We start from the raw sequence: 12364 nt of genomic DNA on the forward strand, positions 1-12364 counted from the left end.
CCCCGGCAGCGCGTGCCGGGGGCCCGCGGCGGGGTCCGTCTACTCGTCGGGCGTCTGGGACGGGAGGCCGTCGAAGGCGGGGAGCAGGGAGGCGGTGTGCTCGACCGTCTCCCCCTGCGGCAACTGCTGCGCGTCGGGGTTCGCGGGCGGCACCGACTGCGCCGGGCTGCCCTGGCCGGACGGCACGGGCGCGGCGGGCGCGTCCGCGCCTCCGGGCTCCGACTGCTCGCTCGGCCATGCCGGCATGCCCTGGTCGGCCGGGGTCCCTGCCTCGTCCGGCAGGCCGCCGGACGCGCCCTCCGCCTCTTCCGCCCCCTCCGCCAGGCCGGTGTCCGACGGCTCCGGCGTCACGTCCGGTTCCTGCGCGACGGGGGCCTCGCCCAGGAGGTCCGACCCCACATCACCGGCGTCCTCGGCGGCGGACCCCATGGCGTCCGAGCCCATGGCGTCCGAGCCCGTGAGCCCCGACAGGGCTTCCTCACCCAACGGGTCGGGCCACACGACGCCCGGTTCCCCACCCTCCGACCCCGTCGCTTCCTCCGAGCCCACCCCTTCCTCGAGGCCCATCCCCTCTCCGGCCTCGGGACCGTCCGCCCACCCCGCGTCGGCTGCGGGCTCGTCGACCGCGGGCTCGTCGGCCGCAGACCCCGCGGCCCCGGAGCCGGTGGCACCCTCCCCCGCGAGCTCCGGCGCGGCGGCACCGGCGTCGTCCGCCTCACCCGCGGCCGTCGCGGGCTCCTCCCCGGGGATCGGCCCCCTCGCCCGCTCCGTTCCTCCGGCGCAACGCAGTTGCTCGCACTGTTCCTGGCCCGTGCGCCCGGGAGAACCGGCGGCCTGGGCGAGCGGGGCGGCGGCCGTGGCGACCGCGGCGACGAGGGCGGCGCTCGCCAGCGGAAGGGCCACACGGAAACCCCGGCGTCGTGCGGAACGGGTGGGCCGCGCGGATCGGGTGGAGCGGGTCATCGTCGTCCTCCTGGGAAGTCGGGCCCGCCGCGATCGGCCGCAGTCGGCCGCGGACGCCCTCGGGCGGCACGCGCCCGGCGACGCCCGCTCCGGGCGGGGGCAGTGACCTCCACCCCAGCACGCGCCCACCCGGCCCGCCTCACCCGTGCGCGGGGGCGGGTCTCTCCGGGGGACCCAAGCCCCCCGCACGGGTCAGCGTCACTGCGCCGACCGGCAGGGGGGCGGGGGATCCGTGTCGAGGGGCGGTGGCCTCAGGCGGAGGCCTCGGCGGCCCGGGCCTCGACGGCCGGGACGGTCCGCTCCTCGGCCGGCAGGATGTGCCGACGGCGGCCGGGCATCCCGAGGGTCGGGTTGGCGACGCCCCAGGCCGCGCCCTTGCAGACGATCTCCTTGTACACCGCCGCGATCCGGCCGGTCAGCGCCGAGTCCTTGGCGCGGTCGTCGGCGGTGACGTACTGGATGAGCCCTTCCTTGCGCCCGAGCGAGACGCACTGGTTGAAGTAGCGCAGCGCCGTCTTCGGGAGCTTCCCGCCGGTGAGCCGGGCCGCGATGGAGTCGGCGGCCTGCCAGGCGGTGGGGACGCCGCTGGCGCAGGACATCCGCAGCGGCGTGCCGCCGTCCCCCATGGCCAGGGCCGCGTCGCCCACCGCGTAGACGTCCGGGTGCGACACCGAGCGCATGGTCCCGTCGACCACGATCTGGCCCGTCCCGCCGGTCTCCAGGGCGCTGGCCCCGGCGATCGGGTGCACCGCGAAGCCGGTGGTCCACACGGTCACGGCGGCCGGCAGACGCGCGCCGTCGGCCGTGGTGACGTGGTCGGCAGCGACGGCGGTGACCGACGCGTGCTCGTGGACGGTGACGCCCAGGCCGTCGAGGACCTTGCGCAGGTGCGCGCGGCCCTTCGCGGAGAGCCAGTCGCCCAGGGAACCCCGGACGGCGAGGGAGACGGCGAGGTGCGGGTGCGACTCGGCGATCTCGGTGGCCGCCTCCAGTCCGGTGAGGCCACCGCCGACGACGGTCACGGTCTCTCCCGCCCCGAGCTCCGCCAGCCGCTCGCGGAGCCTGAGGGCTCCGGCCCTGCTCGCGATCTCGTGGGCGTGCTCCGTGGTGCCGGGCACGCCGTGGTCGTCCCAGCCACTGCCGAGGGCGTACACCAGGGTGTCGTAGCCCAACTCCTTCGTGCCGCCGCCCGCCCCGTCGCCGGAGACCTGGACGGTGCGGCGGTCGACGTCGATTCCGGCGACCTCGGCGACCTCCAGCCGCACGCCGGTGCCCTTGAACATCTCGCTGAAGGGACGGCTCCTCAGTTCCTGACCCGTCGCGAGCTGGTGCATCCGGACCCGCTCGACGAAGTCGGGCGCGGCGTTGACGAGCGTGATGTTCACGTCGTCCGGGTGCAGCCTCCTGGCGAGTCGGCCGGCAGCGACGGCTCCCGTGTATCCGGCGCCGAGAACGATGATGCGGTGCTGCATTTTCCTGCTCCTGTCTGCGCGGTCCGTGACCCGTTCGAGGGCCGGTACGCCTCTTGAACCGGACAGCTCGCGATTTCCTGACAGGATCGGAAAGTGACCTGGGTCACACTCGCGTGGAGCCTGGCGACGCGCCTCAGAAGGCGTGGAACAGGGGCTCCCCGTGGCCGCCCTCCGCCCACCGCCGGGTGGCCCGGCCGAGCTTGTCGGGATTGACCTGGCTGCGGAACGCCGCGATGCCCTCGGGCGTGACCTCCAGGCACACGATCCCGACCACGCGCCCCTCGACGACCGCCACGACGGCGGGCTCGCCGTTGGCCGTCGTGGCGTGGATCTCGGGCGAACCGCCGACGATCGCCCGTTTGGCCTGGGCGGGCCGGAACAGGCCCCACATGAACTTCGCGACCGCCCGGGCGCCCTCGAACGCCTTGGCCCGCGCCGGAACCTTGCCGCCGCCGTCGCCGACCGCGACGGCGTCGTCGGTCAGCAGGCGCAGCAGACCGTCGTACTTCCCGCTCGTCGCCGCCGTCAGGAACTCCTCGGCGATGCGCCGCGCCGCCGTCCCGTCGACCTCGGTGCGGGTGCGGCCCTGTGCCAGGTGCTGCTTGGCACGGTGGAAGATCTGCTGGCTGGCCGCCTCGCCGATGTCGAGGATGTCGGCGATCTCGCGGTGCGAGTGCCCGAACGCCTCCCGCAGCACGTACACCGCGCGCTCGTTCGGGGACAGCCGCTCCATCAGCGTCATCACCGCGTACGAGACCGACTCCCGCTGTTCCACCGTCTCGGCGGGGCCCAGCATCGGGTCGCCCTCCAGCAGCGGCTCGGGCAGCCACTGGCCGACGTAGGTCTCGCGGCGGGCGCGGGCCGAGGTGAGCTGGTTGAGGCACAGACGCGTGAGCACCTTGGTCAGCCACGCCTCGGGGACCTCGATGTGCCGCGGATCGGCGGCGTGCCAGCGCAGGAACGTTTCCTGCACGGCGTCCTCGGCGTCGCTCGAGGACCCCAGCAGCCGGTAGGCGATGGCCCCCAGCCGGGGCCTCGCGATCTCGAACCTGTCCACGTCCTCGGCGGTCAGCGGCATGCCCCGATGCTATCCGTCGCCCCACGCGCGCCGCAGGTCGTGTGCGGCCGCCGGGAGCATGCGGCGCACCCTGCTCGACCACGCGCGCGTCGAACTGCCGAGGATCGACGACCGCGTCGTCGGACGCCCCCACCGGCGGCTCGCCGTGGCGGCCGACAGCGGCCGCACCGAGGGCCTGCTGCCCGGCGAGTACGACGCGCTGCGCTGGTACGACACGGGGAGCGACGGCGTCACCGGCACCCGGACCTGGGACGCCGGCGACCTGTCGGTCGGCGAGCCCGTCTTCGCGCCGGCGCGCGGCTCGCCGGACGCCGCCCGCGGTCACTGGCTGACCTTCGCCACCGACCGCACCGACGACAGCAGTTGGCTCCTGGTCCTGCCCGGCGAGGATCCCGGCGCCGGCCCCGTCGCCCGCGTCCGCATCCCCGTCCGGGTCCCCCTGGGCCTGCACGGCGCCTGGCTCCCCACCGAGGAGTGACGACCGCGCCGAGGCTCCTCGAGCGCCTCGGCGCGGTCACCCGGGCCGGCCGGGCGATCGTCCGGCCAGCCGGCCGGACGGTCGGTCCCGTCCCGTCAGCCGGTCCCGCCGGGCACTAGCCGGCGTACGTCTCGAACTCGGCGATCCTCGGCGTCCCCTGGGACCCGGTGATCTCGAAGGTGATCTTGCTCAGGGTGGTGCGGGGGAAGCTCACGACGCCCGCCGTGGTGCCGGAGGCGAGGACGGCGCCGGTGTCGTGGTTCAGCAGCCGCCAGGACCGGACGGCGCCCGCGGAACCCGACGCCTCACGGATGTCGGCCCTGGACACCGTCGTGGGCGAGCCCCACTTGACCGAGACGGAGCCCGTGCTGCCGGCCGGCGACCAGTAGGTCGACAGGTTGCCGTCCCGCACGTTGCCGTAGCTGGTGCCGTCGGCCTTGCTGGAGCCGTCGGCGCCGGCGCCGAGGCTGAGGTTGGTCCCGCTGGGCTGGGTCGGCGTCGTCGTGGGGGCGGGCGACGTCGGAGCCGGGGTCGTCGGGGCCGGCGTGGTGGGGGCCGGGGTCTGGGGCGTGCAGTTGCCGTCCGAGACGCGCAGGCCCTTGTTGGCGCCGGCCGTCTGGCTCACCACGCTCGGCACGCAGTTCGCCGCGTCCAGGCTGAAGCCGTACGGCACGGAGACCGTCGTGTTCGACTGCGGGTTCGGGCCGGCCGGGTTGGTGTCGCCGCTCCGGCTGGACCAGGTCACGTTGTCGAAGATGTTTCCGGAGACCTGCCAGTAGCCGGCCGCGTCCGTGTAGAAGGTGCCCAGGACGTCCTTGGAGTCCTCGAAGTAGTTGTTGTCGACCTTCGCGCGGGCCCCGGCACGGGAGTTGATGCCGGACTCGTTCAGGTTCCGGTAGTGGTTGTTGTAGATGTGGGCCACGCCGCCGCGCAGCAGCGGGGTGCGGGAGTCGATGTTCTCGTACAGGTTGTGGTGGAAGGTCACGTAGCCGTTGGAGACGTCGCTCTCGCTGGAACCGATGAGGCCGCCGCGGCCGGAGTTGCGCAGCGTGCTGTAGGAGAGCGTGACGTACTGCGTGTTGTCCTTCATGTCGAAGAGGCCGTCGTAGCCCTCCGACTCGCCACCCGACGCCTCCAGCGTGGTGTGGTCGACCCAGACGTTGCGGACGTCGCTCTCCATGCCGATGGCGTCGCCTCCGTTGGAGGTGGGCGAGCCCGACTTCTTGACGTTCCGGACGGTCACGTTCTGGATGATGATGTTGCTGGACTCCCGGATGTGGATGCCCAGTTGGTCGAAGACGGCGCCGCCGCCGACACCGACGATGGTGACGTTGCTGATCTGCTTGAGCTCGATCACGCCGCTGGCGGTGCTGCAACTGCCGCCCGACACCTGGCTGGTGTTCGCGTGGTTGATCGTCCCCTCGACCTGGATGACGATCGGGGTGCTCCGGCTGGCCCGGTTGCACAGGGCCGTGTGGATCGCGGTTCCGGTCGTGGCGCGCACGGTCTGCCCGCCCGCTCCTCCGGTGGTGCCGCCGTTCTGGGTGGCGAAGCCGGTGGCCCCGGCGGCGGCGGCCGACGCCGTGGGCATCGACAGCATCACCCCGGTCGCCGCGGCGACCGCACCGGTCGCCAGAGCCGCACCGAGCCGTAATGCGACGCGTCGTCTCATCCTCGTTCGTCCTTTCGTCCTCGCCGTACGCCGTGTCGGGCGCGCGACGGCAGTGTGGGGGCGGTCCTGCGGGAACGCATCGGCGGTTCCACGGGGGTCGGGGGTCTCCCGCCGCCGTCTCCGCGTCACCGGGGTACGGCGCCGACAGCCGGCCCGGTGGGCAGACGATCGGCTCGGCAGGGACGCCGCGGAGGACGGTCGTCCGGTCCGCGAGGCGGCTGCCGCGACCCATGACAGCATTCACTGATTCGGTCATGTCAATAGTCGATCGAAAGTTTCGCGGACCCCGGCGGGAAAAAGCGGAGACGGTAACTAAACCGGTCGCTAAACGTGGCCGGAATCCGCTCACGTCGATGTCGCGTTCACCGGCGGCGAGGTCTGCCGGAGGGCCCGCCGGGCCCGCCGTCCGGCCCGTGACCTCCCCGCCAGGACGCACCGGCCCTGCGACGGCTTCCCTCTGACCACTGCGTCCCTGCCCTGCGGGAATGCCGCCGGAGATGTCCGGCGGAGCGGGGCGGGAATCGCGGTGGAAAGGCGAGTACACCCGGAATTGAATGGCGTGCCCGGTGCACTGCCGCGCCGGTCGCCGAGAATCCGCGGCACCAGGGACGCGCGAACGCGTCACATGGGGCACTCACCTGGGCCACTTCAGCAGGATTGGCCCGGGACCGAACGCTCCCGGCGGCCTAGCGTCGAGCCCGACCGGCCACCACCCCATCGACCCTGGACAACCCCATGCCCCTGAACTACCGCCACGTCGACGTGTTCGCCGGCACGGCGTTCACCGGCAACAGCCTTGCCGTCGTCCCCGACGCCGCCGGCCTCTCGGCAGAGCAGATGCTCACGATCACCCAGGAGCTCCGGCACTTCGAGACGATCTTCCTGAGCGGCGTGGACGGGGGCCGGGAGGTGTCCGCCCGCGTGTTCGACCTCTTCGAGGAACTGGACTTCGCCGGTCACCCGGTCCTGGGGGCGGCCGCCGTCCTGCACGAGCGCGACGGGGGCGCCGCGCCGCGGCGGTGGACGTTCCGGCTGACCGGCAGGACCGTCGAGGTGACGACGCGGCGCACCGGCGCCGGCTACCACGCGGAACTCGATCAGGGGCCGCCGGAGTTCCTCGCGACCGTGCCCGCGCGGGGCAGGTCCGAGATCGCCGCGGCCCTCGGCCTGCCCGCCGGTGCGCTCGCCGGCCTTCCCCTGGACGTCGTCTCCACCGGCCTGCGCTATCTCGTGGTGCCGGTGGTCGCGGGTCTGGCCGGCGCGAGGATCGTCCGCGGCGACTTCGCGGAACTGATCGGCCGGTACGGGGCGCAGTTCGCCTACCTGATCGACGTCGAGGCCCTGGAGGGCCGGCACTGGAACAACGACGGGGTTGTCGAGGACGTCGCGACCGGCAGCGCGGCCGGCTGTGTCGGCGCGTACCTGGCGCGGCACGGCGTCGTGCCCGTCGACGAGCCGTTCGTGCTGCGACAGGGGCGCTTCACCGGCCGCCCGAGCCGGCTCGTCGTCCTGCCGCAGGGGACCTCCGACGCGCTGCACAACGTCCGGGTCGGCGGCGACGTGACGATGGTGGCCAGGGGTTCCCTGGACACCCTGCCCGAGGGACCCGAGGGACCCTAGGGACGCGCATCACGCGCATCACGCGCACCGCACCATGCGCATGACCCGCGTGACGCCCCGCTCCGACGGCTCCCCGCCCGTCAGGCGGGCCCGAGGACGCAGAACTCGTTGCCCTCCGGGTCGGTCATCACCTTCCACGGGAAGTCGCCCCGGCCCGCGTCGGCGCGGGTGGCGCCGAGGCCTTCGAGCCGGGCCGCCTCCGCGGCCTGGAGGCCGGCCTCGAAGGGGTGGGGGGCCAGGTCGAGATGGGCCCGGTGCCGGACGCCCTTGAGGTGGGGCGTGCGGACCAGTTCCAGGTAGGGGCCGGTGTTCTCGGCGGAGCGCAGCAGCGCGTGCTCGTCGGTCACCTCGTGGGCGGTCCAGCCCATCGCCTCCGCCCAGAACCGGCCCGTCGCGCGCGGGTCCGCGCAGTCGAGGACCACCGCGGCGATCGGCCCGGTGTCCCGGTGGAGCTCCCGCGGCTCCAGGACGCAGAACGTGTTCCCCTCGGGGTCGGACAGGACGGTCCACGGGACGTTCCCCTGCCCCGCGTCGGCGGGCGTCGCGCCGAGGTCCCGCAGGCGGGCGACCAGCTCCGCGTGGTGGGCCGCGGAGCCGCTGCCGAGTTCCAGGTGCACGCGGGTGTCCACGGTCTCCGGATCGGGCACGGCGATGATGTCGACCCGGACGGCGGCGGGGTCCGGCCAGGCGACGTCCGAGGGCTTCACGGTGGTGGCGCCGTCGCCCGCGCCGGAGGCGGTCCAGCCGAGCGCCTGGGCGCAGAAGCGGCCCAGCGCCGCGTCGTCCCGGGCCTTGAGGTTCACCTCGAAGAGTCGCAGCGTCATGACGCGACCCTAGGCGGCGTCGTTCCGGACGCCAACCCGCTTTCCCGGCAAGCGGGTCAGACGGCCACCGCCTCCGCCATCTCCTCCTCGACGTCCCGCTCCTCCGCGTCCCGTTCCTCGGCCGTGGGCAGCGGTGCGGGCCGGGTCGCCCGCCGGGCGCGCCGTTCGGCGCCGTCGGCCACGGCGAGGGCGACGAGACCCACGGCGAGCCAGAGGATGAGCGAGACGACCCTGCCGGTCAGGCCGGGAGCGGAGGGGAAGTACAGCAGGCTGCGGACGCCCTCGACGAAGCCCGCGCCGTTCCAGAAGGCGTGCAGCGCGCCGAAGAAGCCGTTCTGCAGCTCGGGGCGGAAGATGCCGCCCGAGGTCGTGAAGTTCAGCATCACGAACAGCGTCATCATCGTCAGCGTGGTCCACCGCTTGAGGAACGTGTGCAGGCCGACCCCGATCGCGACGATGCCCGCCGAGTAGAGCCAGGCCATCCCCCACACCCCGGCGAGGCCGTGGTCGACGATGTGGAACACCGGACCGGCCAGGACGATGCCGATGACGCTCACCACCAGCGAGGTGGCGAGACCGATGGCCGCACGGGTCCACAGCCGCAGGGCGGCGCCGGCCGCGCCGATGGCGGCGACGCTCGCGTAGGAGCCGATGCTGATCGTCACCAGGACGAAGAAGAGACCCTGGCCGGTGGGGTCCCCTTCGGCGGTGGGCGCCAGGTCGGTCACCGACAGGGGCGCGTGCCGCTCGGCCGCCACCTTGCCGAAGACGGTCTCCGCGACGGTGGCCGTGGTGTCGGAGTTGGCCTTGGCGACCAGCAGTTCGGGGTGCTCTGCGGACGGGACGTACGCGGCGGCCAGGTCCCGGTCCAGCAGGCGGTCCACGGCGGCGTCGCGCGTGGGGACGGTCCTGACGTCGAGGCCGTCCCCGGCCTTGTCCTCGAGTGTCTGCGCCAGGACCTGTGCGCGGGTCCCGGTCCCGACGACCGCGACCTCCATGCCGTGCGGCGCGGGGGCGTGGAAGGCGCCCAGATAGGCGAGGCCCATGCCCAGGCACATCAGGAGCGGGGTCAGCAGGTGCTGCACGACGTGTCCGACGCTCTCGCGCAGACGGGGAGCGGCGTGAGCGGGCACTGCTCCCGGAGCGGCGGCGGCCGGGGAAGCGGTCATGGAGAGGGCCAGCCCTTCAGGTGACGGGTACGGAATGATTGGTAATTACAACTAGTTTCCTTGTATCGTACATCTAAATGACCGGAGGCGTGGCCCCTCCGCCGTCCGACGGAGGGGCCGCGCGGTCGTCAGCCCTGGTGGAGCGCCTTCCTCAGGGCCTCGACGGCCAGGTGACGAGCGACGTTCGCGCCGCGGGTGTCGCGGAGGCTGTCCAGCATCAGGAAGTCGTGGACCATGCCGAGCACGCGTACGGCGGTGACGTCGACGCCCGCCTCGCGCAGCCTGTTGGCGTACTTCTCGCCCTCGTCGCGCAGCACGTCCGCCTCGTCGGTGACGACGAGGGTCGGGGGCAGTCCCCTGAGCTGGTCGAGGCCCGCCCGGAGCGGGGAGGCGTGGGGTTCGGAGCGCTGCGCGGGCTCGGAGTACTGGTCCCAGAACCAGATCATGCCGTCCCGGGTGAGGTAGTGCCCCTCGGCGAACTGCTGGTACGACGGCGTGTCGAAGTCGGCGTCGGTCACCGGGTACAGCAGGACCTGCGCCTTGAGGTCGAGACCGCCGCGTTCCTTGTTCATCAGGGCGAACACGGTCGACATGCATCCGCCCACCGAGTCGCCGGCCACGGCGACGCGCGAGGCGTCCAGGCCGTGGCCGGCGCCGTGTTCCCGCACCCACCGGCCGACCGCGTAGTTCTGCTCGACCTGCGTCGGGTACTTCGCCTCCGGCGCGCGGTCGTACACGGGGAAGACGCCGGCCGCTCCGGCGCCGACGGCCAGTTCACGGAAGAGCCGGTCGTGCGTCTTCTCGTCACCGAACACCCACCCGGCGCCATGGATGAAGAACACCACCGGCAGCGGACCGGTCGCCCCCTTGGGCCGGACGATCCGGGTGCGCACCGTGCCCCATTCGCCGGCGTCGACCTCCACCCACTCCTCGTCGACCTCGGGACGGGGGACGCTCGCGTCGCTCTGGAGCCCGAGGAGGATGTCCCGGCCCTTCTCCGGCGGCACCTCGTAGATCCGGGGGTGGGGTTCGGTGGCCTCGGCCAGCGCCTGGGCGGCGGGCTCCAGGTACGGCGTGACGGGCGGCGGCAGGGTCGTCATGCGGGACTCCAGTCGTGTCGGGGCGCCCGGCGGGCCGGTTCCGGCGGCGCGGGCGCCTCACCCCCCGGTTCCTCCCACCATGTTCCCGGCGGTCGCCGGGGCCGCAACCGGGAGGACCGGCGCCGACTACCGCCGCCGGGCGGACTGCCGGTCGGCGGCGGCCAGGAGCGCGTCGAGGAGACCGGGGAAGAGTCCGTCCAGGTCGTCGCCGCGCAGGCAGTTCATCTTGGCCGTGCCCCGGTAGACCTGCCGGACGACACCGCTCTCGCGCAGCACCCGGAAGTGGTGCGTGGTCGTGGACTTGGTGACCGGGAGCTCGAACTGGGAGCAGCTCAGCTCCCCTCCCCCGGCCGCCGCGAGTTCCCGCACGATCATCAGGCGCATCGGGTCGGACAGTGCGTGCAGGACCCCCTCCAGCCGGATCTCCTCACGGGCCGGGTGCGGGAGGTCACGGCTGCCGGCGGGTGCGCTGATGGTCATGGCACCCATGGTACGACGACCTTCGTAGTTTGACATCCGCCGTACTACGGCGGCTATCGTACTAATCGACCGTCCCGTCCGTGACGAATGGAGGCGCCGTGAGCGCGCTCTTCGAGCCCTTCGCCCTGCGTGGGCTGACCATCCCGAACCGCGTGTGGATGGCCCCGATGTGCCAGTACTCGGCCGCGCCGGACGGTCCCGGGGCCGGCGCCCCGCACGACTGGCACTTCGCCCACTACGCCGCCCGCGCGGCCGGCGGTACCGGCCTGGTCCTCACCGAGGCGACCGCGGTGAGCCCCGAGGGCCGCATCTCGCCGCAGGACCTGGGCCTGTGGAACGACACGCAGGCCGAGGCCTTCTCGCGCATCACCCGCTTCCTGGTCGCGCAGGGCACCGTGCCCGGCGTCCAGCTCGCCCACGCCGGCCGCAAGGCGTCGACCGCGCCGCCCTGGACGGGCGGCGCCCCGGTCGGCCCCGACGCGCACGGCTGGACCCCCGTCGCGCCGAGCGCGGTGCCGTTCGCGGAGGGGCATCACCTGCCGCACGAGCTGACGGTCGGGCAGATCCGGGAGATCGTGACCCAGTTCGCCGAGGCGGCCCGGCGGGCGCGGGCCGCGGGCTTCGAGGTCGTCGAGGTCCACGGCGCCCACGGCTACCTGATCAACGAGTTCCTCTCCCCGCACTCCAACCACCGCACCGACGCCTACGGCGGCTCCTACGAGAACCGCACCCGCTTCGCGCTGGAGGTCGTGGACGCGGTGCGTGCGGTGTGGCCGCAGGACAGGCCGGTGTTCTTCCGCGTCTCGGCGACCGAGTGGCTGGAGGAGGGCGGCTGGAGCGCCGACGACACCGTCCGATTCGCCGGGGACCTGCGGGCACACGGCGTCGACCTGCTGGACGTCTCCACCGGCGGCAACGTCTCCGGTGTCCGGATCCCCACCGGCCCCGGCCACCAGGTGCCCTTCGCCGCCCGCGTCAAGGCGGAGACCACGCTGCCGGTCGCCGCGGTGGGGCTGATCACCGAGGCGGACCAGGCGGAGAAGATCGTCGCCAACGGCGAGGCGGACGCGGTGCTCCTCGGCCGCGAGCTGCTGCGCGATCCGTACTGGGCCCGGCGCGCGGCCCGCGAGCTGGGCGCGGAGATCCGGGTGCCGGACCAGTACCAGCGGTCCGTCTGACCGGTCCCCGGCAGCGAGCCGGCCTCCGAGAGCAGGCCTCCGCGATCGCACGCCGCAGCCGTGCCGCCGTCGTCGGCGGGGCGAGCGGCGGAGGATCGGCGGGCGCGACCCGCGCGGGGCGAGCGGCGGCGGCCGTGCCGGGCCGCCCACGGCTGGTGAAGGAGCTGTACGGCGACATCCTCACCGGCCCCGGGCGGCGGCTCCCCGGCCCCGCCGGGCGCGCGTCCCGGCGCCGCGACAGGAGTGCCGCTGCAGCATCCGCACGTGGGCGAACCGTGCCGGGTCCGGGGCGGGTTCGCGTGCTGTCCCGCCGGGCGCGCGGCCCGGCGG

Annotated in this window: 10 protein-coding genes and 1 pseudogene; 3 read left to right on the plus strand and 8 right to left on the minus strand. The window is 73.7% G+C overall.

Annotated features, from left to right (window positions below; genetic code table 11):
* Positions 1-39: 39 nt before the first annotated feature.
* The 3 genes from ACFRAV_RS30625 to ACFRAV_RS30635 form a co-directional block, all read right to left on the minus strand.
* Positions 40-903 carry a hypothetical protein gene (locus tag ACFRAV_RS30625; RefSeq protein ID WP_382560662.1) on the minus strand — a complete coding sequence of 288 codons (864 nt, stop codon included), beginning with the start codon at positions 901-903 and terminating at the stop codon, positions 40-42.
* 311 nt (positions 904-1214) lie between these two features.
* Positions 1215-2435 (minus strand): NAD(P)/FAD-dependent oxidoreductase, encoded by a 1221-nt coding sequence (locus ACFRAV_RS30630; protein ID WP_382560664.1) that lies wholly within the window; start codon positions 2433-2435, stop codon positions 1215-1217.
* A 133-nt stretch (positions 2436-2568) separates the two neighbouring features.
* Positions 2569-3513 carry an RNA polymerase sigma-70 factor gene (locus ACFRAV_RS30635; RefSeq protein ID WP_382560667.1) on the minus strand — a complete coding sequence of 315 codons (945 nt, stop codon included), beginning with the start codon at positions 3511-3513 and terminating at the stop codon, positions 2569-2571.
* Positions 3514-3562: 49 nt separating this feature from the next.
* Between ACFRAV_RS30635 and ACFRAV_RS30640 the strand changes: the two are divergent.
* Positions 3563-3991, plus strand: a pseudogene (locus tag ACFRAV_RS30640) (carotenoid oxygenase family protein); the annotation flags it as partial.
* 115 nt (positions 3992-4106) lie between these two features.
* Here the strand turns inward: ACFRAV_RS30640 and ACFRAV_RS30645 are convergent.
* Positions 4107-5663 carry a polysaccharide lyase family 1 protein gene (locus ACFRAV_RS30645; protein WP_382560670.1) on the minus strand — a complete coding sequence of 519 codons (1557 nt, stop codon included), beginning with the start codon at positions 5661-5663 and terminating at the stop codon, positions 4107-4109.
* A 735-nt stretch (positions 5664-6398) separates the two neighbouring features.
* Here ACFRAV_RS30645 and ACFRAV_RS30650 point away from each other — a divergent pair.
* Positions 6399-7283 (plus strand): PhzF family phenazine biosynthesis protein, encoded by an 885-nt coding sequence (locus ACFRAV_RS30650; RefSeq protein ID WP_382560673.1) that lies wholly within the window; start codon positions 6399-6401, stop codon positions 7281-7283.
* A gap of 80 nt (positions 7284-7363) precedes the next feature.
* Here the strand turns inward: ACFRAV_RS30650 and ACFRAV_RS30655 are convergent, their stop codons facing one another.
* The 4 genes from ACFRAV_RS30655 to ACFRAV_RS30670 all read right to left on the minus strand — a co-directional run bounded on the left by ACFRAV_RS30655 (position 7364) and on the right by ACFRAV_RS30670 (position 10856).
* Complete coding sequence (locus tag ACFRAV_RS30655) at positions 7364-8107, minus strand: VOC family protein (protein ID WP_382560676.1); 744 nt, start codon at positions 8105-8107, stop codon at positions 7364-7366.
* Between the two features lie 56 nt (positions 8108-8163).
* Positions 8164-9276 (minus strand): hypothetical protein, encoded by a 1113-nt coding sequence (locus tag ACFRAV_RS30660; RefSeq protein WP_382560679.1) that lies wholly within the window; start codon positions 9274-9276, stop codon positions 8164-8166.
* A 128-nt stretch (positions 9277-9404) separates the two neighbouring features.
* A complete protein-coding gene (locus ACFRAV_RS30665) occupies positions 9405-10376 on the minus strand; it encodes an alpha/beta hydrolase (protein WP_382560681.1) in 972 nt (323 codons plus the stop codon).
* Positions 10377-10502: 126 nt separating this feature from the next.
* Complete coding sequence (locus tag ACFRAV_RS30670) at positions 10503-10856, minus strand: ArsR/SmtB family transcription factor (RefSeq protein ID WP_382560684.1); 354 nt, start codon at positions 10854-10856, stop codon at positions 10503-10505.
* A 98-nt stretch (positions 10857-10954) separates the two neighbouring features.
* Here ACFRAV_RS30670 and ACFRAV_RS30675 point away from each other — a divergent pair, with 98 nt between their 5' ends.
* On the plus strand, positions 10955-12034 hold the full coding sequence (locus tag ACFRAV_RS30675) for an NADH:flavin oxidoreductase/NADH oxidase (protein WP_382560687.1): 1080 nt from the start codon (positions 10955-10957) through the stop codon (positions 12032-12034).
* The last annotated feature ends 330 nt before the right edge of the window (positions 12035-12364 follow it).

Origin of the sequence: Streptomyces sp. NPDC056600 (assembly GCF_042792855.1) — a bacterium.
Lineage (GTDB): Bacteria > Actinomycetota > Actinomycetes > Streptomycetales > Streptomycetaceae > Streptomyces.